Origin of the sequence: Streptomyces sp. NPDC051218, assembly GCF_044455475.1 — a bacterium.
Classification (GTDB): domain Bacteria; phylum Actinomycetota; class Actinomycetes; order Streptomycetales; family Streptomycetaceae; genus Streptomyces.
On the sequence record NZ_JBITEU010000004.1, the window covers coordinates 213,735 to 236,966 of the forward strand.

General features: G+C 69.8%; 20 protein-coding genes. 10 read left to right on the forward strand and 10 right to left on the reverse strand.

Annotation, left to right across the window (positions count from 1 at the left end; genetic code table 11):
* Window positions 1-160: 160 nt before the first annotated feature.
* The 5 genes from ACIBCK_RS14540 to mscL all read left to right on the forward strand — a co-directional run bounded on the left by ACIBCK_RS14540 (window position 161) and on the right by mscL (window position 4,173).
* Window positions 161-1,426 (forward strand): MFS transporter, encoded by a 1,266-nt coding sequence (locus ACIBCK_RS14540; RefSeq protein WP_399390084.1) that lies wholly within the window; start codon window positions 161-163, stop codon window positions 1,424-1,426.
* Between the two features lie 67 nt (window positions 1,427-1,493).
* Window positions 1,494-1,859, forward strand: coding sequence for an FmdB family zinc ribbon protein (locus ACIBCK_RS14545; RefSeq protein ID WP_399390086.1), 366 nt, complete (start codon window positions 1,494-1,496; stop codon window positions 1,857-1,859).
* A gap of 112 nt (window positions 1,860-1,971) precedes the next feature.
* Entirely contained in the window at window positions 1,972-2,823 is an 852-nt protein-coding gene (locus ACIBCK_RS14550) for an S-methyl-5'-thioadenosine phosphorylase (RefSeq protein ID WP_399390088.1), read from the forward strand.
* Window positions 2,824-2,982: 159 nt separating this feature from the next.
* Window positions 2,983-3,558, forward strand: a complete 576-nt coding sequence (locus ACIBCK_RS14555; protein WP_399390681.1) for a hypothetical protein — start codon at window positions 2,983-2,985, stop codon at window positions 3,556-3,558.
* Between the two features lie 138 nt (window positions 3,559-3,696).
* Window positions 3,697-4,173 (forward strand): large conductance mechanosensitive channel protein MscL, encoded by a 477-nt coding sequence (gene mscL, locus ACIBCK_RS14560; protein WP_399390089.1) that lies wholly within the window; start codon window positions 3,697-3,699, stop codon window positions 4,171-4,173.
* Between the two features lie 7 nt (window positions 4,174-4,180).
* Here the strand turns inward: mscL and ACIBCK_RS14565 are convergent, their stop codons facing one another.
* The 4 genes from ACIBCK_RS14565 to ACIBCK_RS14580 form a co-directional block, all read right to left on the reverse strand.
* A complete protein-coding gene (locus tag ACIBCK_RS14565; protein WP_399390091.1) occupies window positions 4,181-4,408 on the reverse strand; it encodes a hypothetical protein in 228 nt (75 codons plus the stop codon).
* Between the two features lie 37 nt (window positions 4,409-4,445).
* On the reverse strand, window positions 4,446-5,228 hold the full coding sequence (pflA, locus tag ACIBCK_RS14570; RefSeq protein ID WP_399390093.1) for a pyruvate formate-lyase-activating protein: 783 nt from the start codon (window positions 5,226-5,228) through the stop codon (window positions 4,446-4,448).
* Window positions 5,229-5,255: 27 nt separating this feature from the next.
* Entirely contained in the window at window positions 5,256-7,526 is a 2,271-nt protein-coding gene (gene pflB / locus ACIBCK_RS14575) for a formate C-acetyltransferase (RefSeq protein ID WP_399390095.1), read from the reverse strand.
* Between the two features lie 264 nt (window positions 7,527-7,790).
* The gene (locus tag ACIBCK_RS14580; RefSeq protein ID WP_399390097.1) at window positions 7,791-9,236 is read right to left on the reverse strand and encodes a NarK family nitrate/nitrite MFS transporter; all 1,446 of its coding nucleotides are present in this window, start codon (window positions 9,234-9,236) and stop codon (window positions 7,791-7,793) included.
* A gap of 175 nt (window positions 9,237-9,411) precedes the next feature.
* Here ACIBCK_RS14580 and ACIBCK_RS14585 point away from each other — a divergent pair, with 175 nt between their 5' ends.
* The 4 genes from ACIBCK_RS14585 to ACIBCK_RS14600 all read left to right on the forward strand — a co-directional run bounded on the left by ACIBCK_RS14585 (window position 9,412) and on the right by ACIBCK_RS14600 (window position 14,159).
* Window positions 9,412-10,653: a low temperature requirement protein A gene (locus tag ACIBCK_RS14585; protein WP_399390098.1), complete on the forward strand. Its 1,242-nt coding sequence runs from the start codon at window positions 9,412-9,414 to the stop codon at window positions 10,651-10,653.
* A 13-nt stretch (window positions 10,654-10,666) separates the two neighbouring features.
* Window positions 10,667-11,701 (forward strand): P1 family peptidase, encoded by a 1,035-nt coding sequence (locus ACIBCK_RS14590; protein ID WP_399390100.1) that lies wholly within the window; start codon window positions 10,667-10,669, stop codon window positions 11,699-11,701.
* Between the two features lie 242 nt (window positions 11,702-11,943).
* On the forward strand, window positions 11,944-13,179 hold the full coding sequence (locus ACIBCK_RS14595; protein WP_399390102.1) for an Ig-like domain-containing protein: 1,236 nt from the start codon (window positions 11,944-11,946) through the stop codon (window positions 13,177-13,179).
* Between the two features lie 182 nt (window positions 13,180-13,361).
* Window positions 13,362-14,159 (forward strand): DUF6227 family protein, encoded by a 798-nt coding sequence (locus ACIBCK_RS14600; RefSeq protein ID WP_399390104.1) that lies wholly within the window; start codon window positions 13,362-13,364, stop codon window positions 14,157-14,159.
* Between the two features lie 98 nt (window positions 14,160-14,257).
* Here the strand turns inward: ACIBCK_RS14600 and ACIBCK_RS14605 are convergent, their stop codons facing one another.
* From ACIBCK_RS14605 to ACIBCK_RS14625, 5 genes are all read right to left on the reverse strand, one after another.
* A complete protein-coding gene (locus ACIBCK_RS14605) occupies window positions 14,258-14,512 on the reverse strand; it encodes a hypothetical protein (RefSeq protein ID WP_399390105.1) in 255 nt (84 codons plus the stop codon).
* Between the two features lie 127 nt (window positions 14,513-14,639).
* Window positions 14,640-16,652 carry a fructose-specific PTS transporter subunit EIIC gene (locus ACIBCK_RS14610; RefSeq protein ID WP_399390107.1) on the reverse strand — a complete coding sequence of 671 codons (2,013 nt, stop codon included), beginning with the start codon at window positions 16,650-16,652 and terminating at the stop codon, window positions 14,640-14,642.
* A gap of 91 nt (window positions 16,653-16,743) precedes the next feature.
* On the reverse strand, window positions 16,744-17,691 hold the full coding sequence (gene pfkB, locus ACIBCK_RS14615; RefSeq protein ID WP_399390683.1) for a 1-phosphofructokinase: 948 nt from the start codon (window positions 17,689-17,691) through the stop codon (window positions 16,744-16,746).
* 71 nt (window positions 17,692-17,762) lie between these two features.
* Window positions 17,763-18,524, reverse strand: a complete 762-nt coding sequence (locus tag ACIBCK_RS14620; RefSeq protein ID WP_399390108.1) for a DeoR/GlpR family DNA-binding transcription regulator — start codon at window positions 18,522-18,524, stop codon at window positions 17,763-17,765.
* 704 nt (window positions 18,525-19,228) lie between these two features.
* Window positions 19,229-20,788 carry an MFS transporter gene (locus ACIBCK_RS14625; protein WP_399390109.1) on the reverse strand — a complete coding sequence of 520 codons (1,560 nt, stop codon included), beginning with the start codon at window positions 20,786-20,788 and terminating at the stop codon, window positions 19,229-19,231.
* A gap of 62 nt (window positions 20,789-20,850) precedes the next feature.
* Here ACIBCK_RS14625 and ACIBCK_RS14630 point away from each other — a divergent pair, with 62 nt between their 5' ends.
* On the forward strand, window positions 20,851-21,861 hold the full coding sequence (locus ACIBCK_RS14630; protein ID WP_399390111.1) for a helix-turn-helix transcriptional regulator: 1,011 nt from the start codon (window positions 20,851-20,853) through the stop codon (window positions 21,859-21,861).
* 230 nt (window positions 21,862-22,091) lie between these two features.
* Here ACIBCK_RS14630 and ACIBCK_RS14635 read toward each other — a convergent pair whose 3' ends face one another.
* On the reverse strand, window positions 22,092-23,099 hold the full coding sequence (locus ACIBCK_RS14635; protein WP_399390113.1) for an RNA polymerase sigma factor RpoD/SigA: 1,008 nt from the start codon (window positions 23,097-23,099) through the stop codon (window positions 22,092-22,094).
* Window positions 23,100-23,232 lie beyond the last annotated feature (133 nt).

The following is a 23,232-nucleotide window of genomic DNA, read 5'->3' on the forward strand; positions in this document are numbered from 1 at the left end:
CCACCTCTGTCTGAAGCAGAGCTGGCGCCGACCGTATGGCGGCCGCGTGTCCCCGCAGTGGACAACCGGCATCTACCGCAGTCCCGCGCAAGAGGACAGCTCTCGGTGCCGTCGCCCTGAAATGGGGGCCGCGCTACCAGGCGGCAGAAAGGCACGGGCCGTGGCATCCACGGTCACCTCCCGCCCCGGATACGGACAGCTGCTGCGCACCCGCGGCGCCTGGACGTTTCTCCTGCCCGGCTTCGCGGCGCGCCAGCCCTTCGCGATGCTGACCATCTCCATCGTGCTGCTCGTGCAGCACACCACCGGCTCGTACGGCGTCGCCGGCGCCGTGTCGGCCGTCACCGGCGTCTCCATGGCGGTGTTCGCCCCCTTCGGCGGCAAGCTCGCCGACCGGTTCGGCCAGCGGGCCGTCCTGGTGCCCGGCGTGCTCATCCACACGCTCTCGGTGCTCTCCCTGACGGTGCTCGCGCTCTCGGACGCCCCCTTGTGGGCGCTTTTCCTCGCCGCGGTGCCCACCGGTGCCTCGCAGCCGCAGATCAGCCCCATGGTGCGGGCCCGCTGGGGCGTCAAGCTCCAGGACACCCCGCTCGCGGGCACGGCGGCCGCCTTCGAGTCCGTCACCGACGAGCTGACGTTCGTCCTCGGCCCGCTCTTCGCGACCGCGCTGTGCACGACCATCGACCCGGCCGCCGGACTCTTCACGGAGGCCGGACTCACGCTGGTCGGCGGCCTGCTGTTCGCCGCCCAGAAGAGCACCCAGCCCAAGCCCGCCTCCCGCGAGGAGCACGCGCGCGTGGAGCACGTCTCCGCGCTGCGGATCCCCGGTGTGCGCGTCCTGATCGTCACTTTCCTCGGCATCGGCGCCGTCTTCGGCGGCATGCAGGTCTCGCTGGCCGCCTTCACCGAGTCCATCGGCGAACCCGGCCTGAACGGCGTCCTGTACGGCACGTTCGCGGCGGGCAACATGCTCTCCGGGCTGGTCTGCGGCGCCATCGTCTGGAAGATCGCCCCGCAGCGGCGCCTCCTCGTCGGGTACGCGGCGCTGACCCTGATGGCCTCCGGGCTGTGGGCCGCGCACTCCGTGGTGCTGCTCGCCGGTCTGGGGCTTCTGGTCGGCGTCTGCATCGCGCCCGCGCTGATCACCGGCTACACCCTGGTCGACCGTCTCGTGGCCCCGTCCGGGCGTACGGAGGCGTTCACCTGGCTCACCGGGGCCGTCGCGCTCGGCCAGGCCGCCGCCGTCACGGTCGCGGGACAGCTGGAGGACCACTTCTGGGACGGCGCCGGATTCCTGGTGCCGCTGGGCGGTACGGCACTGGCCCTCGCGGTGCTCGTGAGCCTGCGCTCGCGGCTCGTGCCGCGGTCCGTCGGACGCACCGTGGCACGTGGCGTGGGTCACCGCGAGCCGGTCACGGTGGACTGATCTCGCGGAATACGTCACTATGGACCGTCGTTAGCACTCATCGAGTGAGAGTGCCAGGAGGAAGCAAGTGCCGACGTACCAGTACCAGTGCACCGAATGCGGCGAGGGCCTCGAGGCGGTGCAGAAGTTCACGGATGACGCTTTGACCGTGTGCCCCAGCTGCGACGGACGCCTCAAGAAGGTGTTCTCGGCCGTCGGCATCGTCTTCAAGGGCTCCGGCTTCTACCGCAACGACAGCCGCGGCTCGTCGTCGAGCAGCACGCCGTCGACGGCGAACGCGTCGAAGTCCTCGGACTCCAAGGACTCGAAGTCGTCGGACTCCAAGTCCGCCGCGAGCGCCTCGTCCTCGTCGTCGAGTTCCTCGGGCTCGGACTCGAAGTCCTCGGGTTCGTCGGCCGGGTCTTCCAGCTCCTCCAGCTCGTCGGCCGCCTGATCTCATCTACTTCCGGGTCCCCGCTGTCGTACGACGGCGGGGATCTCGGCGTTCCCCGGGCCCGCCCACAGCAGGATCCTGGGCGTCACCGGGCCCGGCTACTGTGCTTGGCATGGTGAATACGGCGAACGCGACGCGGGCCGAGATCGGTGTCATCGGCGGCTCCGGCTTCTACTCCTTCCTCGACAACGTGACCGAACTCCAGGTCGACACCCCCTACGGAGCGCCGAGCGACTCGCTCTTCATCGGTGACCTCGCCGGGCGGCGGGTCGCGTTCCTGCCCCGGCACGGCCGCGGCCACCATCTGCCGCCGCATCGCATCAACTACCGGGCCAACCTGTGGGCGTTGCGCTCCGTGGGCGTACGGCAGGTGCTCGGTCCGTGTGCGGTGGGCGGGCTGCGGCCCGAGTTCGGGCCCGGGACGCTGCTGGTGCCCGATCAGCTCGTGGACCGCACGAAGTCGCGTACGCAGACGTACTTCGACGGGGTTCCGCTGCCCGACGGAAGCATCCCGAACGTCGTGCACGTGTCGCTCGCGGACCCGTACTGCCCCGTCGGGCGCGGCGCCGCGCTGAAGGCGGCCCGCGGGCGGGAATGGGAGCCGGTGGACGGCGGGACACTCGTGGTGATCGAGGGGCCACGGTTCTCGACCCGCGCCGAATCGCTCTGGCATGCGGCGCAGGGCTGGTCGGTGGTGGGCATGACCGGACACCCGGAGGCCGTGCTCGCCCGTGAACTGGAGCTCTGCTACACCTCATTGACGCTGGTGACGGACCTGGACGCCGGTGCGGAGAGCGGCGAGGGCGTCTCGCACGAAGAGGTGCTCCAGGTGTTCGCGGCGAATGTGGACCGGCTGCGGACGGTGCTGTTCGACGCGGTGGCGGGACTGCCGGCGGAGGGCGAGCGGGACTGCCTGTGTGCGGGGGCCCTGGGCGGGATGGATCCGGGGATCCGGCTGCCGTGAGGTGAAACGGGGGCGGCGGAACTTCCCCTTCGGGTGAGGGAGTTGTCCACAACTCGGGAGTAGTGCACGGGGCTCAGCGGGATTCGGCGCGGGCCCGCATCGTGAGAGCGGAAGGCAAGATCCGCAGCTCTCACGACTCAGCAGGCTCGCTCGATTCCACTGACTCTCCCGACTCCGCAGGTGGTGGCCGCCGTGGCACACGTTCCCCCAGACATTTCCTCCCCTTCCCCTCCTCCGCCGTGCCCCGTGCCGCACTTCTCTCCCGTCCGGGTGCGCGGCGGGCGGCGGCGCCTGCGAAGTCTGCTGCGGCACAGACGGCGGGCCATGGCCGCGGGACTCGCGGTGACCGCGGCGGCGCTCGTGGCCGCCGGGCCGCGGGACACGGAACGGGCGCGGCCGCAGGGGAATCCGGCTGCCGCTGCCGTGCCGGCGCGGGGGTCGGAGCGGGGGGATCGGGCCGCCGCTCCGGTGACGGCGCCGGTGCGGATCGCCGACGCGGAGACGGTGCGCCTGCTGCGCCGGGGCGATCGCGTCGACGTCGTCGCGTCCGACGGCTCCGCGTCACGGGTGGTGGCGGCAGGGGCCAGGGTGACCGAGGTACCCGAGCCGCAGGAGGGCGCGGCCGAAGGCGCCGCCGAGGTGGGCGCGCTGGTGGTGCTCTCCGTACCGAGAGCGACTGCGGCGCGGCTCGTCGGAGCCGGTGCGAGCATGCGTCTGGCGGTGACGCTGTGCTGACTCAGGATGTGTGCGAGTGCACTGACTTCTTGTCAAGTAGCTCATTCGAGCTACCCAATTGGACAGTCCTGCCAGGCCCTGACGTAGTTTGCGAAGCTGTCTGTTTCACGAACTGCATTTGCAACGAAAGGCCTCGTGGTGAGCGAGAAGAACGAACCGGGTCTCTGGGACGGCTTCAAGGCCTTCCTGATGCGCGGCAATGTCGTCGACCTGGCGGTCGCGGTGGTCATCGGAGCCGCGTTCACGAACATCGTGAACTCCGTGGTGCAAGGTGTCATCAACCCGTTGGTCGGCGCCTTCGGTACGAAGGATCTCGATCACTACAGCTCGTGTCTCAAGGACCCGTGCAGCATGAAGGCCGACGGCACGGTGGAGACCGGCATCCCGATCATGTGGGGTTCCGTGCTCAGCGCGACCCTCAGCTTTCTGATCACCGCGGCCGTCGTCTACTTCCTGATGGTGCTGCCCATGGCCAAGTATCTGGCGCGGCAGGCCGCGCGGAAGGCCGAGAAGGCGGGCACGCAGGAGGTGCTGGAGCTCTCGGAGCTGGAGGTCCTCAAGGAGATCCGCGACGTCTTGGTGGCGCAGCGCGGCTCTGGGCACGACGAGCGGTAGCGCGGGCTCAGAAGTGGTGGGGCGGCTTTTCGTCGAGGAAGCGCGCCAGGTCGGCGGCGCTGTCGCCGCCGACCGGAGGCCGCTCGCCCCACCCGCGGTCCGTGTCGTCCGAAGACTGCTGCGACAGGGGGTCGTCGAAGACCAGGGCGCTCTTCGGCTTCTTCGGCGCCTCGGAGCCCCGCGGGGTCTCCGATTCCTTCGGATCGCGCGGTTCGGGGGCGGGGGCGGTGCTCATACATCCAGGGTACGTCCGTGGGGCGCCACCACGGCCGTCAGACAGCCGTGAGCCCCTGAGCTGCGAAGATCTCCGTGGTCGCGGCCACCTGCCCTGGAGTGGGCGAGGGGGTGTCGCGCAGGGTGAAGTCCTTGCCGAGGGCGGCCCACTTCGCCTCGCCCAGCTTGTGGAAGGGCAGCACGTCGACGCGCGAGACGTTGCCGAGCGAGGCGGCGAAGCGGGCGACGCCCTCGATGTTCTCCGGGTCGTCCGTGAGGCCGGGGACAAGGACGAAGCGCACCCAGACGTCCTTGCCCAGGTCCGCGAGGCGGCGGGCGAAGTCGAGGGTGGGCCGCAGCGGACGCCCGGTGACCTTCTTGTACGTCTCGCGGTCCCAGGACTTGATGTCGAGGAGCACGAGGTCGACGTCACGGAGCAGGGCGTCGGTGGCGCGCACGCCGAGGAAGCCCGAGGTGTCGAGGGCGGTGTGCAGGCCCAGTTCGTGCTTGAGGCGGTGCAGCAGTTCGCCGGTGAAGACGGGCTGCAGGAGGGGTTCGCCGCCGCTGACCGTGGCTCCCCCTCCCGCAGCCGAGATGAACCGGGTGTACTTGGCTGCCTCCGCGATCACGTCGTCGGCGGTGGTCCGCTTGCCGTCCCGCATCCGCCACGTGTCGGGGTTGTGGCAGTACAGGCAGGTCAGCGGGCACCCGGAGAGGAACGTGACGAAGCGGGTGCCCGGTCCGTCGACGCCGGTGGACAGGTCCCAGGAGTGGAGGGATCCGGTGACCGGTCGCCGGGTGACCGCGGCCGCCGGGGTCGCCGTGTCGAGCAGGACAGCCATGGCAGAACTCCCGTGCTGCTGGTGGGCTCAGAGGGAGCCGTGGAAGGTGCGGTTGATGACGTCGAGCTGCTGGTCGCGGGTGAGCCGGATGAAGTTGACCGCGTAGCCGGAGACCCGGATGGTCAGCTGGGGGTAGTTCTCCGGGTGCTCCATGGCGTCCTGAAGGGTCGCCTTGTTCAGCACGTTGACGTTCATGTGGAAGCCGTCGCTTGCCATGTAGCCGTCGAGGACTCCGGACAGGTTCTGGATCCGCTCGCCGGCGGTGCGGCCCAGGGCGTCCGGGGTGATCGTGTTGGTGAGCGAGATGCCGTCCTCGGCGTCGTCGTAGTTGAGCTTGGCGACCGACAGCGCGGAGGCGATGTAACCGTGCTCGTCACGGCCGTTCATCGGGTTGGCCCCGGGGGCGAACGGCTCGCCCGCGCGGCGGCCGTCGGGGGTGTTTCCGGTCTTCTTGCCGTAGACGACGTTCGAGGTGATCGTCAGGACGGACTGGGTGTGCACCGCGTTCCGGTAGGTCGGGTGCTGTCGGATCTTGCCCATGAAGTCCGAGACGATCTGCCGGGCGATGTGGTCGGCCCGCTCGTCGTTGTTGCCGTAGGCGGGGTAGTCGCCCTCGATCTCGTAGTCGACGGCGAGGCCCGTCTCGTCGCGGATGACCTTGACCTTGGCGTGCTTGATGGCGGAGAGCGAGTCGGCGGCGACGGACAGGCCCGCGATGCCGCACGCCATCGTGCGCAGGATCTCCTGGTCGTGCAGCGCCATCTCGATGCGCTCGTAGGCGTACTTGTCGTGCATGTAGTGGATGACGTTCAGCGCGTGGACGTACGTCTTGCCGAGCCAGCCGAGCATCGCGTCGTAGCGCTCGGCGACAGTGTCGTAGTCCAGGTAGTCGCCCTCGATGGGTGCGAAGCCCTCGACGACGCGCTTTCCGGTCTTCTCGTCGCGGCCGCCGTTGATCGCGTAGAGCAGGGCCTTGGCGACGTTGACGCGGGCCCCGAAGAACTGCATCTGCTTGCCGACGGCCATCGCCGACACGCAGCACGCGATCGCGGTGTCGTCGCCGTACTTGGGCCGCATCAGGTCGTCGGACTCGAACTGGATGGCCGAGGTGTCGATGGCGACCTTGGCGGCGAAGTCCTTGAAGCCCTTGGGCAGTTCGCGTGCCCAGAAGACCGTCAGGTTCGGCTCGGGGGCGGGGCCCAGGTTGTAGAGGGTCTGCAGGGCGCGGAACGTGGTGCGGGAGACGAGCGGGCGACCGTCCTCGCCGATGCCGGCCATCGACCAGGTGACCCAGGTCGGGTCGCCGGAGAAGCCTTCGTTGTACTCGGGGGTGCGCAGGAAGCGGACGATGCGGAGCTTGATGACGAAGTCGTCGATGAACTCCTGGGCCTCGGTCTCGGTGATGCGGCCGGACTCGATGTCGCGCTGGAGGTAGATGTCGAGGAAGTTGTCGATGCGGCCGATCGACATGGCCGCGCCGTTCTGCTCCTTCACGGCGGCCAGGTAGGCGAAGTACAGCCACTGGACGGCCTCGCGGCCGGTGGTGGCGGGGCCCGAGATGTCGTAGCCGTACGACATCGCCATGGCCTTCAGCTCGCCGAGCGCCTTGATCTGCTCGGAGGTCTCCTCGCGGGCCCGGATGACGTCCTCGGTGGCCCACTCCTCGCCCAGCGTGGCCTTGTCGGCCTCCTTCGCGGCGATGAGGCGGTCGACTCCGTAGAGGGCGACGCGGCGGTAGTCGCCGATGATGCGGCCTCGGCCGTAGGCGTCGGGCAGGCCGGTGATGATGCCGGAGGAGCGGCAGGCGCGGATCTCGGGCGTGTAGGCGTCGAAGACACCTTCGTTGTGGGTCTTGCGGAGGTGCGTGTAGACGTCCTTGACCTCGGGGTCGGCCTCGTAGCCGTAGGCGTTGAGCGCGCTCTCGACCATCCGCCAGCCGCCGTTGGGCATGATGGCGCGCTTGAGCGGGGCGTCGGTCTGAAGGCCGACGATGAGGTCCGCGTGGTCGGCGGCGGTGCCGGCGACGTAGCCGGGCTTGAAGGCGTCGATGCGGGAGGGGGTCTTCACGTCGACGTCGTGGATGCCGCGCTCGATCTCCGCGGGGAACTTCTCGAGGAGCGTCTGCCAGACCTGGGTGGTGCGTTCGGTCGCGCCGGCCAGGAAGGAGTCGTCGCCCTCGTACGGAGTGTAGTTCTGCTGGACGAAGTCGCGGACGTCGATGGCGTCCCGCCACAGGCCGCCCTTGAAGCCGTCCCATGCTTCGCCGTGCACTGTCGTTTCCGCGGGAGTGGCAGTCATCACCGGCACCTTCCGAATCGCCTTTTCGCTATGCCTCCATTGCACTGCGGTCTGGTCGGCCGGGGGCTCCGCAATGGTCCTCACTTCAGGGCCCGAGGTCCTCTCTTGCCGCCCTCGAAAGCCGTTGCACCCACTCTGACCTGGTGTTCCTCTCGGGACTTTGGACCTAAGTTCGCTTGTGAAAGCTTTCACAAGAATATCCGGACACACCAATGGGCCGGGTGCTCCCACACCCGGCCCACGGTGCCGACGCCGCCCTGGGCGTCAGCTCGGGGACTCGGCGCCCTTGCGGGCGTAGAACCACCAGCAGACCGCGATACAGCTGACGTAGAAGGCCACGAAGCCCCACATCGCGCTGGTCACCGCGAAGTTGGCGAACATCGCCGGGATGAAGAAGAAGCCGTAGGCCGCGATGGCGGAGGTGAAGCCGGTGACGGCGCCCGCTTCCATCTCGGACTGCTTCAGCGCCTTCGTGTAGGCGGGGGTGCCCTCCGTCAGGCCCTTCAGGTGCTGGCTGCGGAAGATCACCGGGATCTGGCGGAACGTCGAGCCGTTGCCTATGCCCGAGAAGAAGAACGCGCACAGGAAGCAGACGAAGAAGCCGTAGAAGTTGCCGTTGTCGCCGCCCGAGGGCAGGAAGTTGATCACGCCGATGATCGAGACCGCCATGCCGACGAACGAGATGATGGTGACCCGCGCACCGCCGATCTTGTCGGCGATCCAGCCGCCGGCCCAGCGGGCGAGCGCGCCCACGGCCGGGCCCATCCAGGCGTAGGTGGCCGCGGAGTAGGCCGCGTCGATCGGCGTGAACGTGGTCTTGATGAGCATCGGCAGAGCCGCGGCGAAGCCGATGAAGGAACCGAACGTGCCGACGTACAGCCAGGTCATCAGCCAGTTGTGCTTGCGCTTGAAGATGATCTTCTGCTGGCTGAAGGGGGTCGATGCGACCTTCAGGTCGTTCTGGCCGAACCACGCGACCACGGCCAGGATCACCAGGACGGGCACCCACAGGAACGCGGCGTTCTGCAGCCACACGGACGTGCCGTCCGCCTTGTGCTGGGCCGAGCCGACCGCGAGGACCGAGCTGGTGATGACGATCGGGGTGACCAGCTGGACGACGGAGACACCGAGGTTGCCGAGGCCGCCGTTGATGCCGGTGGCATTGCCCTTGTCACGCTTGGGGAAGAAGAACCCGATGTTGGCGAGGGACGAGGCGAAGTTGGCGCCGCCGACACCGCAGAGGGCCGCGATGGCGATCATCACGCCGTACGAGGTGTTCGGGTCCTGCACCGCGATGCCGAGCCAGATCAGCGGGACGACCAGGACGACCGTGGAGAGCGCGGTGAAGCGGCGCTGGCCGATCATCGGGCCGAGGAAGGTGTAGAAGACGCGCGCCGTGCCGCCGGTGATGCCGGGGACGGCCGTCAGCCAGAACAGCTGAGAGGTGGAGAAGCCGAAGCCGACGTCCTTGAGGTTGGTCGCCGTGACCGACCACACCTGCCAGACGACGAACGCGACCAGGAGCGCGGGGACGGCGATCCACAGGTTGCGGGAGGCGACCTTCTTGCCGATGGACTTCCAGAAGAGCTCGTTCTCCGGCTCCCAGTCGGTGATGGTCTTGCCGGGACGGTACTGAGTGGGGTCGTACGTCGTGCCCGCGGGGGCGAGTTGTGCCTCTTGCGGGTTCTCTTGAGTGGCAGGCGTTCTCATGTTGGATCCCAGTTCGCTACGGGTCCCGACCTTGCTCCGGGGCCTGACGTTTCCAAGATCCCGCGCGCGGCTCCCCGCGAGCAGAGGCGTAGGGCATCAGCCGTCCAGCCCAAAGACACGAAGGTCAGGGGGCCTTCGGTCCCGTTCGGCGGAAGCCGTCTGCTGTGCTGGCCGCATGACGTCCACACCGGCCTCCGGGCCACACCAGGAACCGGCCCACGAACCGCCTCCCACACCCGAATCCGCCACCCTGCGGCCCCTGCGCGCACGCGGGCGCGAGGAGGCGCATCGGGCCGCGACCCCGCTGGAGCTCTTCTTCGACCTCTGCTTCGTGGTGGCGGTCGCGCAGGGCAGGGTCGAGCTGGTGCACGCCGTGGCCGAGGGGCACGCGGGCGAGGGTGTGCTCAATTACGCGATGGTGTTCTTCGCGCTGTTCTGGGCGTGGGTCAACTTCTCGTGGTTCGCGTCGGCATACGACAACGACGACGTGCTCTACCGGGTCGTCACGCTCGTGCAGATCGCCGGGGTGCTGGTGTTCGCCGCCGGGGTGTCCAAGGGGTTCCAGGAGCACGACTTCCTGCTGATCTGGCTCGGGTACCTGATCATGCGGGTCGCGCTCACCACTCAGTGGCTGCGGGTCGCCAAGTCGGCCACGGGCGCCGAGCGCAGCACCGCGCTGCGGTACGCGGGCGGTGTGCTGCTCTGTCAGATCGGCTGGTCGGGGCTGCTGTTCCTGCCCGAGGACGCACGCCTGTGGCTGTTCCTCGTGATGGCGGTCGCGGAGATGTGCGTGCCGGTGTTCGCGGAGCGCGGCTACACCACGGCCTGGCATCCGCACCACATCTCCGAGCGGTACGGCCTGTTCACGATCATCGTGCTCGGCGAGACGATCGCGGCGGCGACCGTGGCCGTGAAGTCCGGCATCGAGGAGAACGACGCGCTCGGCGAACTCCTGCCCATCGCGGCGGGCGGACTCCTGATGGTCTTCGCCGCGTGGTGGATCTACTTCGTCGTGCCCATCCACGGCCGCCTGCGCGGCAACCGGCAGGCCTTCCTGTGGGGATACGGGCACTACGTCATTCTGGGTGCCGCCGCAGCGATCGGTGCCGGGCTCGAGGTCGCCGTCGAGGAGGCCGTCGGCAAGGCGCACATCTCGACGCTCGCCGCGTCCGCGGCCGTGACCGTACCGATGGCGTTGTATCTCCTGACCGTCTGGCTGCTGCACTCCCGCTACTACAAGGTGGGGATCGCTCAGCAACTCGTGCTGCCGGTCAGTGCGTTGGCGACTCTGGCGAGTACGTTCGCCGGGCGCTGGGCCGTCCTGGTGGCGGGGCTCGTGGCGACGGCCACCGTCGCGACCGGCGTGACGCTCACCAGCCGGATGGCCCGGCTCACGGCGCGCAACTCCCCCTCGTGATACGCACGTCGGTATGACCTCCCACTCCCTCACCGACGTACCCGGCCTCCGCGTCGGCCACGCGTCGCTCACCGGCGAAGGCCACCTCACCGGCACCACCGTCGTCCTCGCCCCGGCGGGCGGCGCCGTCGCGGCCGTGGACGTGCGCGGCGGCGGCCCCGGCACCCGTGAGACCGACGCCCTCGACCCCCGCAATCTGGTGCAGCGCGTCGAGGCCGTCGTGCTGACCGGCGGCAGCGCGTACGGCCTGGACTCCGCGGCCGGCGTCATGGCGTGGCTGGAGGAGCAGGGCCGCGGCATCCGAGTCGGCCCCGGACCCTCCCACGTCGTCCCCGTGGTTCCCGCCGCCTGCGTCTTCGACCTCGGCCGCGGCGGTGACTTCACGGCACGCCCCGACGCCATGTCGGGCCGGGCCGCGGTGGAGGCCGCCGCGGGCAGCGAGCCGTTCACCCCCGTCGAGGAGGGGAACGTGGGCGCGGGCACCGGAGCCGTGGTCGGCAAGGTCAAGGGCGGTATCGGCAGCGCGAGCGTCCGGCTGGACTCGGGTGTCACCGTGGCCGCTCTGGTCGTGGCGAACGCGGCGGGCTCGGGGGTCGACGCGGGGACGGGCGCGCTGTATGGGCGGTACTTCGAGGGGCGGCCGGTTGCCTACCCCGATCCCGAGGTCCATGAGGAGGCCACGCGGCGCCTCGCCGAAGCCGCCTCCGCCGCCGGGAGCGGGCCTCCGCCGTTGAACACCACCCTCGCCGTGGTCGCCACGGACGCCGAACTTGGCAAGGCCCAGGCGCAGAAGCTCGCCGGCACGTCGCACGACGGCATGGCGCGCGCCGTGCGCCCCGTCCATCTCCTCAACGACGGGGACACCGTCTTCGCCCTCGCGACCGGTGAGCACCCCCTGCCCGCCGACGCCCCCCTCGCCCTGAACGAGATCCTCGCGGCGGGCGCGGACATGGTGACGGCGGCGATCGTCCGGGCGCTCCTGGCCGCGGAGTCCGTCGAGACACCGGGCGGCAAGTTCCCCTCGTACCGCGACCTTTACGGCAAGTAGCGGGTAGCAAGTAGCGAGTAGCAAGTATCCGGCAGCAATGAGCACATAGCTTCCAAAGAAATCCCTAAGGGAATTCCCAGAAAGAACAGCTACAAATAGCCGCGGAGCGCGGCGCGTTGGGACGGTCGGCGGGTCATGTCCATGTGCCCGCCCTCACATCAAGCGGACGGAACCTTTCCGCCCGCAGGCCGCTCTTAACTCGTATAACTCTTACTGGTTCAGAACGCGCACTTCGCACAAAGATGGAGCAGCCCGTGACAACGTCGCACATAGCCAAGCCCCGGCGGCGCACCCTTCTGGCGGCCACCGCGCTCGCCGCCGTGGGTGCGCTCGCCCTCACGGCCTGTGGCGGTGACGCGGACGCCAATGGCGACAGCGACGGCAAGGACGGCAAGGCCAAGACGCAGGGCGCCGACATCACCATCTCGGCGAAGGACGGCTCCACCGGCGCCTCCATCAACGCCACCGGCGTCAAGGTCGAGGGCGGCAAGCTGACCGAGGTGAAGATGACCCTGGTCTCCACCGGAGCCGCGGTCGACGGCACGCTCTCCTCCGACGGCACCACATGGAAGCCCAAGGCGCAGCTCGAGCGCGGCATGAAGTACAAGATCGAGGCCAACGCCAAGGACGGCAAGGGCAAGGAAGCCACCGAGAACTCGATCTTCACCACCGTCTCGAAGGCCAACAGCTTCATCGGCAGTTACACCCCCGACGGCGGCACGAAGGTCGGCGTCGGCATGCCGGTCTCCTTCAACTTCGACAAGGCGATCACCGAGAAGCAGTCCGTCCAGTCGCACATCAAGGTCACCTCCGACAGCGGCCAGGAGATCGTGGGCCACTGGTTCGGGAACCAGCGCCTCGACTTCAGGCCCGAGGAGTACTGGAAGGCCGGCTCCAAGGTCACCATGAAGATCGACCTGGAGGGCGTGAAGGGCGCGGACGGCGCCACCGGCGTACAGAACAAGACCGTCACCTTCACCATCGGCCGCGCGCAGGTCTCCACGGTCGACGTGAAGGCCAAGAAGATGACGGTCGAGCGCGACGGCAAGGTCATCAAGACCATCCCGATCTCCGCGGGCAGCCCGTCGAACCCCACGTACAACGGCAAGATGGTGATCTCCGAGAAGTTCACCCAGACCCGTATGAACGGCGACACGGTCGGCTTCGGCGGTGAGTACGACATCAAGGACGTCCCGCACGCGATGCGCCTGTCGTCCTCCGGCACCTTCATCCACGGCAACTACTGGGGCTCGCCCTCGATCTTCGGCAGCGCCAACACCAGCCACGGCTGCGTCGGCCTGCAGGACGCGCAGGGCGCGGGCGACTCCAGCACGCCGGGCGCGTGGTTCTACGACAACTCCCTCATCGGGGACGTCGTGACGGTCAAGGGCTCCCCGGACGAGACCATCGCCCCGGACAACGGCCTCAACGGCTGGAACATGTCCTGGAGCGAGTGGACGGCGGGCAGCGAGGGCTGATCCGCGGGCGCCGCGGGCTGATTTCAGTCGCCCTCTCCGACCCTCTCACCAGGCCCAACACCGCGAGCCGCACGGGAACTTGCCGTGCGGCTCGTACGTTTTCCGGTTCCCGGGCATGATGTCCGACCCAGGGGCTACGGTATGCACTCACAAGGTGACATGCAGCAACGCCGGGAGAGACCTTGAGCGTTCCGTACGAGCACGAGACGGCGTGCGAGCCACAGGCTGCCGAGCAGAAGTCCGCGCACTCCCCACAGGAACATCTGGAGCGGCTTCTTCGCCGCGCCATGAACTCCTTCGACCTGCCGGACGACACGATAGGACGCCTCGACTCGGCTCTGGCGTACGACAGTTCGCTGCACTCCGCGCACCACAGCGCGGGCCTGCACCGCGAGACCTACCGCCACACGTGGCTGCTCGCCGATGCCGGTGCGCTCACCCTCTGGGAGCTGGTGCACAACACCGGCCCCGGCAGCCACCACCAGTTCGAGCTGTACGCGGACGAGGAAGAGGCCGGCGTCGCCACCTCGCGTCTGCCGCTCCCGCCCGACACCCCCGCCGCCGGTTGCGAGCAGCCGGTCGTGCTGCAGCTCCCGGTGGCCGACGAGCCCCGTCACACGTACGTCCCGGACGACTCCGCGGACCACGGCCGCCGGCTGCTGCGCCGCGCGGAGAACGAGGTGGGCGAGGGCGAGGGGCGTCCCGGCGAGGAGCTGGAGCGGTTATTGCGCTCGGCGTTCGCGCATCAGATCACCCAGGCCTTCGGCCGCCCCTGCCTCGCGGGCGAAGCACGCCTCTCCTTCTCGCTCTACGAGCACGCGTTCCTGCTCTTCGACGGCAGCGAGCTCAGCCTCTGGGAGGTCGAGCACACGGTCACCCCCGACAAGCGGCACCGCTGCGAGGTGTACGTCACCGAGGAAGCGGCCCGCGCGGCGATGGAGCAGCGCGCGAGGAGCATGCCGCAGCAGCGTACGAAGTAGGGGCGGCACCCTTTACGGCTTCGGGAGCGCCGTACGACTTCAGGGCTGCCGTACGGCTTCAGGGGCGCGCAGTACTGCTTCAGAGACGCCGTACGGCTTCAGGGGCGGCTGTCGCCGAACTGCCGTACCAGGCCTGCGAAGGCGGCCCGCTCCTCCGCCGTCAGGTCGACCGTCTCCGCGCGCGGCGGGCCCGACTGCGCCGGCAGCGCGCGCAGCGCCTGGGACCGGCGCCAGACCTCCACGTCGACCTGGTCGCGCCGCATCACCCGCACCAGGCCCACGGCCCAGACGACGGTCGCCGCGGCCAGGACGGCCACGCCTGCCTGCTGGAGGATCGAGACATTCTGGAACATGCCGCACAGTAGACATCACGACCCGGGGCTTACGACAGGGGGGTTGTGGGACTTACGTCCTTAAGTGACGCATGTCGCACAACCCCCCTCATAGGGGCCGAACCCTCCGGGGTCCGGTCGACCGGGTTCAGACGGCCGCGGGCACCCGCTTCTCCGCAACGGCTTCCTCGGCCGTGCCGCCGCTCTCCGAAGGTGCCGTCCGCCGGGCGCCCTTGAGCAGAATGACCGCCAGGGTGGACACACCGACACCGGCGACGATCGCCACCAGGTAGAGCAGCGGCTGCCCGATGAGCGGCACCACGAAGATGCCGCCGTGCGGCGCCCGCAGCGTGCAGCCGAAGGCCATCGACAGGGCGCCGGTGACCGCGCCGCCCGCCATCGACGCGGGGATCACTCGCAGCGGGTCGGCCGCGGCGAACGGGATCGCGCCCTCCGTGATGAAGGAGGCGCCCAGGAACCAGGCCGCCTTGCCGTTCTCACGCTCCGTCTTGGTGAAGAGACGGCCGCGGATCGTGGTGGCGAGGGCCATGGCCAGCGGCGGGACCATGCCGGCCGCCATCACCGCGGCCATGACCTTGAGGCTGCCCTCGGTCGGGTTGGCGAGGCCGCCGACGGCGAAGGCGTACGCGACCTTGTTCAGCGGACCGCCCAGGTCGAAGCACATCATCAGGCCGAGGATGACGCCGAGGATGATGGCGTTGGCGCCGGACAGGCCCTCCAGCCAGTCCGTGAGCGCGCTCTGCAACGAGGCGATGGGCTTTCCGATGACGAGGAACATCAGGAAGCCGACGATCGCGGACGAGATCAGCGGGATCACGACCACCGGCATGATCCCCCTGAGCACGGCCGGGATCTTCACGCGCTGGATGCCCATGACGACCGCGCCCGCGATCAGGCCAGCCGCGAGGCCGCCCAGGAAGCCCGCGTTGATCGTGACGGCGACGGAGCCGCCGACGAATCCTGGGACGAGTCCGGGCCGGTCGGCCATTCCGTACGCGATGTAGCCCGCGAGGACCGGTACCAGGAAGGCGAAGGCGAGTCCGCCGATCTGGAAGAGGAGCGCTGCCCAGCTCGTGGTGTCCGTCCACACGAAGTGCTCGGCGACGGACGGCGCCTTGTCGATCTTCCAGCCGCCGATGGCGAAGCCGAGGGCGATGAGGAGGCCGCCTGCGGCGACGAACGGGACCATGTAACTGACGCCGGACATCAGCCACTTGCGCAGCTTGGTGCCGTAGCCGTCACCGCTCTCGCCCGCGTCGTCCACGGGGCTCGGCCCGGTGGCCCCCGAGGTGACATCGCCGCGGGCCGCCTTCTCCCGGGCCTCGGCGATGAGTTCCGCGGGGCGGTTGATGCCCGCCTTGACGCCCACGTCGACCGTGGGCTTCCCGGCGAAGCGGTTCTTGTCCCGTACGGGGACGTCGTGGGCGAAGATCACCGCGTCCGCGGAGGCGATGACCGCCGGGTCGAGGCGGGTGAATCCCGCTGACCCCTGGGTCTCGACCGTCAGCTCTACGCCTGCCTCGCGGGCCGCGTTTTCGAGGGACTCGGCGGCCATGTAGGTGTGGGCGATGCCCGTGGGGCAGGACGTGACGGCGACGATGCGGAACGGCTCCGCCGGGGGTTCGGGGTCGTCCGACTGCGGGTCCGTGGGGGCTTCTGCCGCGCTGCGCGCGGCTTGTTCCCCGCCCACCCGCCGATTGCCCCGGATCAAGTCCGTCGCCGTCTGCGCGTCAGCGGCGCTCCGCAGCGCGGTCGTGAACTCCTCGTCCATCAACTGCCGTGCCAGCGAGGAGAGGATGGTCAGGTGGGCGTCGTCCGCACCGGCCGGAGCGGCGATCAGGAAGATCAGGTCGGCCGGCCCGTCCGGCGCCCCGAAGTCGATGCCGTCGGCCGAGCGGCCGAAGGCCAGGGTCGGCTCGGTGACGTGGGCGCTGCGGCAGTGCGGGATGCCGATGCCGCCGTCGAGACCGGTCGGCATCTGCGCCTCGCGGGCCGCCACGTCGGCGAGGAACCCGTCCAGGTCGGTCACCCGGCCCAGGGCCACCATGCGCTCGGCGAGGGCACGGGCCGCCGCTTCCTTGGTTCCGGCGGACCGGTCGATTTCGAGGTCGACCAGTTCCGCGGTGATCATCTCGCTCATCGCGGGCTCCTTCGCACGCGTATCGCCCGGAGGGCGGGGGTGGGGACGGGGGTGTGGGTGTGGGTGTGAGGGTGGGTTCGGGGGTGGGGGCTCATGGCGCGGGCTCCGTCAGTACGCGGTCCAGGGGGATCTCCGCCGTGACCGTGACCGCGGCGGGTGCGAGGTCCGAGGGTGTCGGCATCGCGCTGCCGGGGAGCTGGACCGCCGCCGCGCCGTGCGCCACGGCCGAGGCGAGGGCGGGGGCGCCGGTGCCGCCCGCGATGAGGAAACCGGCCAGGGAGGAGTCACCGGCGCCGACGTTGCTGCGTACGGCTTCGACCGGGGCGCTGCCGAAGTACGTGCCCGAGTCGTCCACCAGGAGCTGGCCGTCCGCGCCGAGGCTCGCCAGGACGGCGCGCGCGCCCAACTGCCGCAGTTCTTCGGCGGCCTTGACGGCGTCGCCGACCGTGGCCAGGGGCCGGCCCACCGCTTCGGCGAGCTCCTCCGCGTTCGGCTTGACGACGTCGGGGCGTTCGGCGAGGGCGGCGAGCAGGGCCGGGCCCGAGGTGTCGAGGGCGATCCGGGCACCTGCGGCGTGCGCGCGGGCCACCAGGTCGGCGTACCAGGAGGGGGCGAGCCCGCGGGGCAGGCTGCCGCAGCAGGCGATCCAGTCGGCACCCGTGGACCGCTCGCGCACGGCGGAGAGCAGCAACTCGGCTTCCGCCCGCGTCAGTTCCGGCCCGGCGGCATTGATCTTCGTGAGGGTGCCGTCCGGTTCGGCGACGGCGATGTTGGAGCGGGTCTGGCCCGCGACCGGGACCGGTGCGACCTCGATGCCCTGCTCGTCGAGGAGCTGGGCGACGAGCGCGCCGGGTGCGCCGCCGAGCGGCAGGACGGCGAGCGTCGCCGCGCCCGCCGCCGCGACCGCCCTCGATACGTTGACGCCCTTGCCGCCCGGGTCCATCCGGTCCCCGGTGGCCCGGATGACTTCGCCGCGGTCCAGCGAGGGGACCTCGTAGGTGCGGTCGAGGGAGGGGTTGGGGGTGACGGTGAGGATCATGCGCGTACGTACCGTTTCGTTGCCGTGCCGTGTGCTGCCGCTGTTCGCGTGTGTGTCCGTGCCGCTCTCGCTCATGCCCGGATCACCTCCGTGCCGCCGGCCTCGATCGCCGCGGCGTCCTCGGGGGCGAGCCCGGTATCGGTGATCAGCAGATCCACGTCATCGAGACCGCCGAAGCGCGCGAAGTGCTCCTGACCGTGCTTGGTGGAGTCGGCGAGGAGGACGACGCGGCGGGCCGCGCCGATGGCCGCGCGCTTGACGGCGGCTTCCGCGAGGTCGGGGGTGGTGAGCCCGGCATCCGCGGAGAAGCCGTTCGCGGCGACGAAGAGGACGTCGGCGCGGATCTCTCCGTACGCCCGCAGCGCCCACGCGTCGACGGCGGCGCGCGTACGGCTGCGGACGCGGCCCCCGATGAGGTGGAGCTGGATGCCGGGGTGGTCGGCGAGGCGGGCTGCGGTGGGGAGGCCGTGCGTGACGACGGTGAACGTCGCTTCCAGCGGGAGGGAGGCGGCGAGGCGGGCCACGGTCGAGCCTGCGTCGAGGATGACGCTTCCTTCCGCCGGGAGTTCGGCGAGGGCGGCGCGTGTGATGCGGTCCTTCTCGTCGGCGGACGTTCCCTCCCGCTCCGCGAGGTCGGGCTCGAAGTCGAGGCGTCCTGCGGGGATGGCACCGCCGTGTACGCGTCGCACCAGGCCTGCCCTGTCGAGGGCCTTCAGGTCGCGCCGGATGGTCTCAGCGGTGACCTTGAACTCCTCGGCCAGCGACAGTACGTCGACTCGGCCGCCGTCGCGTGCGAGCCGCAGGATTGCCTGCTGCCGCTCCGGTGCGTACATGTCCGCTTGCCTCCGCCTGATGCCCGATCCTGTGGTTCCTCTGGCAGAGTACGGCGCCTCTGACCCCAAAGTAAACAACTCCGGACCCACTCCGGACACAAACGGACTTCCGCCTCTGCCTTGCCGGGCCCTAGGCCCTGCCCCTCCCCGGCATCCGCCTCTGCCCGACCAGGCCTCTCCCACCCACCCACCCGATCCCCCCGCATCCACCCCTAACCGAACAAGCCTTCCCCACCCGCCCGATTGCCCCGCAGCGATCAGCCACCGATGACGCCGCAGTCGGCAGCGCTCGGGAGGGGACGTGCCGGTATGTCTGCCCGGAGCACGGTTCGCGGCACTCCGGAGCCGAAGCAACCCCGCGCCCACCGGACGATAGCGAGGACGGACATACCGGCGCGGCCCCGCACCCACACACGGACCGGAGCCGCCCCGCCCTACTCCCAGCGAAAGCCCTCCAAAGCTTCGATGCAGTGGGTGGCCAAGGCTGCTGGGCCCGTTGCGCCGGTGGCCGGGGTGTCGGCGGAGGCCCAGGTCTCCACCGCCACCCGCACCGCCGCACTCGCCACAGCCGGGCGGCGCGGTCACCAAGGGTGGCGACCCCGGTGCCGTACTCGCATCCCTGGACGCGACGGCGGCCCGAGCGGAGCTCTAGGCTCCACCCGGGCCGCGCACCGCCCAATCCGCCGTCACCGGCCGTTACCCGCTCAGGGGGTCAACGCGGCCTCCCGGTCGGAGAGTTCAGCTCCGGCAACCCCGGAGCCGACCTCGGCCTCGACGTCCGAGTCGTCCCCGCCCCCCTCGACATGCTGGCGCGGCTTGCTCGGCAGGGCGAACATCAGCAGGAAGATGACGACGAGCACGCCCACCACCCACCACAGCGAGTTCTGGAACGCGCCCACGATCTCCATCGGCACCTCGCTCCGCGCCGCCCTCTCGTCGATCACGCCGAAGAACACCACGGAGACCAGGCCGAGTCCGAGCGCCGTACCCATCTGCTGCACGGTGTTGAGCAGCCCGGACGCGGACCCCGAGTGCTCACGCGGCACGTCCGACAGGATGGCGTCGGTGAGGGGCGCGACGATGAACCCCATACCGGCGCCCATCACGACCAGCGGCAGCGCCATCTGCCAGGACGCGATGCCCGCGCCGTACCGGTCCGCCTCCCAGATGTAGAGCAGCACCCCGGCGGCCATGAGGAGCGCGCCGCCCTGGAGCACCTTGCGCCCGAACCGGGGCACGAGCTTCTGCACGGACATACCGGCCGCCACCGAGACGGCGATCGAGAACGGAATGCCGGTCGTGCCGGCCCGCAGCGCGGTCCAGCCGAGCCCCGTCTGCATGTAGAGCGTCCAGACCAGGAAGAAGATGCCCATCGTGACACCGAACACGGTCTGCACCGCGATGCCCGCGGCGAAGCTCTTCACCTTGAACAGGGAGAGTTCCACGAGGGGCGAACCGTCCTTGGCCGCCTTCGCCTTCTCGTACGCGATGAGCGCGCCGAAGACGACGAGTCCGCCCACCATCATCACGTAACCCCACAGCGGCCAGTCCAACTCCCGCCCACGGGTGAGCGGGTAGAGGACCATCAGCAGGCCGAGCGTGACGAGGACGACGCCGACGAGGTCGAGCTTGAGGGCCTTCGGGGCCTTGGACTCGGTGATGAACTTGCTGCCCAGGATCAGTCCCGCGATGCCCACGGGCAGGTTGATGAGGAAGATCGGGCGCCATTCGAGCCCGAACAGATTCCACTGGGTGAGGAGCGCGCCGAGCAGCGGACCCGAGACCGCGCCGAGGCCCACGATCATCCCGAAGAGCCCGAAGACCTTGCCGCGTTCGTGCGCCGGGAAGGTGGCGTGCACGATCGACAGGACCTGCGGCACCATCATCGCGGCCATGCCGCCCTGCAGGATCCGCGATGCGACCAGCATCTCCGGGTTGGCGGCGAACCCGCAGAGCGCGGAGGCGATCGTGAAGCCGCCGATCCCTATCAGGAACATCCGCTTGCGCCCGTGGATGTCACCGAGCCGTCCGCCGGTGATGAGGCCTGCCGCGAAAGCGAGCGCGTAGCCCGCGGTGATCCACTGGATCTGGCTGTTCGTGGCGCCCGCGTCCTCCTGGATGGACGGGATCGCGATGTTCACGATGGTGACGTCGACGAGGTCCATGAAGGCCGCGGTCATCACGATGGCGAGGGCGAGCCAGCGGCGCCGGTCGGCGGCGGCGGCCGATCCGGTGGGTGCTGGGGCGGGGTTGCTGAAAGTCATGAGAGGAGACTAGAAGCCATATAGGCCAGTCCATGTCCTAGATGCGCGGCATCCTGAGTGACATGACTTCGACTTCCGGTACGACCTCGGAACGGACCGGCGGCGGTACGGACACGCCGGCTCGGCTGCTGCAACTCCTCTCCCTCCTCCAGACCCCGCGCGAGTGGCCGGGCGGGGAACTGTCGGACCGGCTCGGCGTCAGCCGCCGGACGGTGCGGCGCGACATCGACCGGCTACGGGACCTCGGCTACCCGGTGCAGGCGAGCCAGGGCGCGACCGGCGGCTACCGCCTGGTCGCGGGCAAGGCCATGCCGCCGCTCGTCCTGGACGACGAGGAGGCGGTGGCGATCGCGGTGGGTCTACGGGCGGGGGCGGGCCATGCGGTGGAGGGGGTGGAGGAAGCTTCGGTGAGGGCCCTGGCAAAACTCGAACAGGTCCTCCCCTCGCGCCTGCGCCACCGGGTGCAGACCCTCCAGATCGCGACGACGCCTCTGACCAGCGGGGACGGGGCGAGCATCGCGCCGGAGACGCTTACGGTGATGGCGTCCGCGGCGGCGGGCCAGGAGCGGCTCCGCTTCGCGTACCGCTCCGGGGACGGCACGGAGTCCCGGCGTCTGACGGAGCCGCATCGTCTCGTGTCGACGGGGCGGCGCTGGTATCTGGTGGCGTACGACATCGACCGCGACGACTGGCGCACGTTCCGGGTGGACCGGGTGTCGTCGCCCTTCGCTACCGGCGCGCGCTTCGTCCCCCGGGAGCTGCCCACCGGGGACGCCGCGGAGTACATCCGCCGGTCGATGTGGCGGGCCCAGCCTTCGTACGCGATCGACGTGACGTTCGAGGCGTCCGCGGAGGCCGTCGCCGGGGCGTTCCCCTCGGCGCTGGGTACGCCTGAGCCCCTCTCGGCCACGAGGTGCCGGCTCCGTTCGGAGGTGACGGACGCGGTGGACTGGCTGGCGATTCGCCTCACCATGACAGGCCACGCCTTCGTGGCCCACGGCCCACCAGAGCTGGTCGCTTCCCTCCGGGAGCTGGGTTCCCGCATGACGCGGGCGTCGGGGGCGCCGACGTAACTTCCCCCGCGGGCCGGGGGCTCCCCTATCCCGCGCTTCGCGCGGATGTCTCCCACCCACCCACCCGATCACCCCGAAGCAACTCCCGGGTAACGGGCGGGCGGGCGAGAAACCTCCGCGCGAAGCGGGAAAGAAGCCCCACCCACAGGCGCAAAGCAGAAATGAGCCCCGGTGCCGGGGGGGATGGCACCGGGGCTCAGCTATAGGGCGGCTTTGCGGGCCGCCAAGGCCTAGGCCGCCGCGTCGAAGCCCGTATCCCGCGCCAGCTTCTTCAGCTCGAGAAGCGCATGCTTCTCTATCTGGCGGATCCGCTCCCGCGTCAGACCATGCTGCTTGCCGACCTCCGTGAGCGTCCGCTCGCGGCCGTCCTCGATGCCGTACCGCATCTTGATGATGGAGGCCGTGCGCTGGTCGAGGCGGCCGATCAGGTCGTCGAGCTCCTCGCTGCGCAGCAGCGTCAGGACGGACTGCTCGGGCGAGACCGCCGAGGTGTCCTCAAGGAGGTCACCGAACTGCGTGTCGCCGTTGTCATCCACGCCCATGTTCAGCGAGACCGGGTCGCGCGCCCAGTCCAGGACGTCCGTCACACGCGACGGCGTGGTGTCGAGCTCGGCAGCGACCTCCTCCGGCTCCGGGTCGCGCCCGTTCTTCCGGTTGAACTCGCGCATGACACGGCGGATCCGGCCCAGCTCCTCCACCAGGTGCACGGGGAGGCGGATGGTGCGGGACTGGTCGGCGATGGAGCGCGTGATGGCCTGACGGATCCACCACGTGGCGTACGTGGAGAACTTGAAGCCCTTGGCGTAGTCGAACTTCTCGACCGCGCGGACCAGGCCCGCGTTCCCCTCCTGGATGAGGTCGAGGAGCGGCAGGCCACTGCGCGGATAGCGGCGGGCCACGGCGACGACCAGACGGAGGTTCGACCGGATGAAGACGTCCTTGGCCCGCTCGCCGTCGGCGACGAGCGCCTCCAGCTCCTCGCGGGACGCGGAGGCACCGGGGACGGAGTCCTCGACGTCGCCGTCGATTATCTTCCGGGCGTACACACCGGCCTCGATGATCTGGGACAGCTCGACTTCCTTGGCGGCGTCGAGCAGCGGCGTACGCGCGATCTCGTCGAGGTACATGCCGACCAGGTCGCGGTCGGCGATCTCCCCGCCTACGGCGCGAACACTGCGTGCCGCGTCGGTCTCGCCGGTGGAGGCGGACTTACGACGGGCGACGGCACGGGTTGCCATGCGTGCTCCCTTGCGTGTGGAGGTCCTGGTCGGCCCTTTTCACGGGCCTCTGTGGTGGAGACGTGGTGGAAACCACACCCTTGCGGGTGCCCTGCTTCCGATGGAAACAACGACTGGAATCCGGACAGAATTC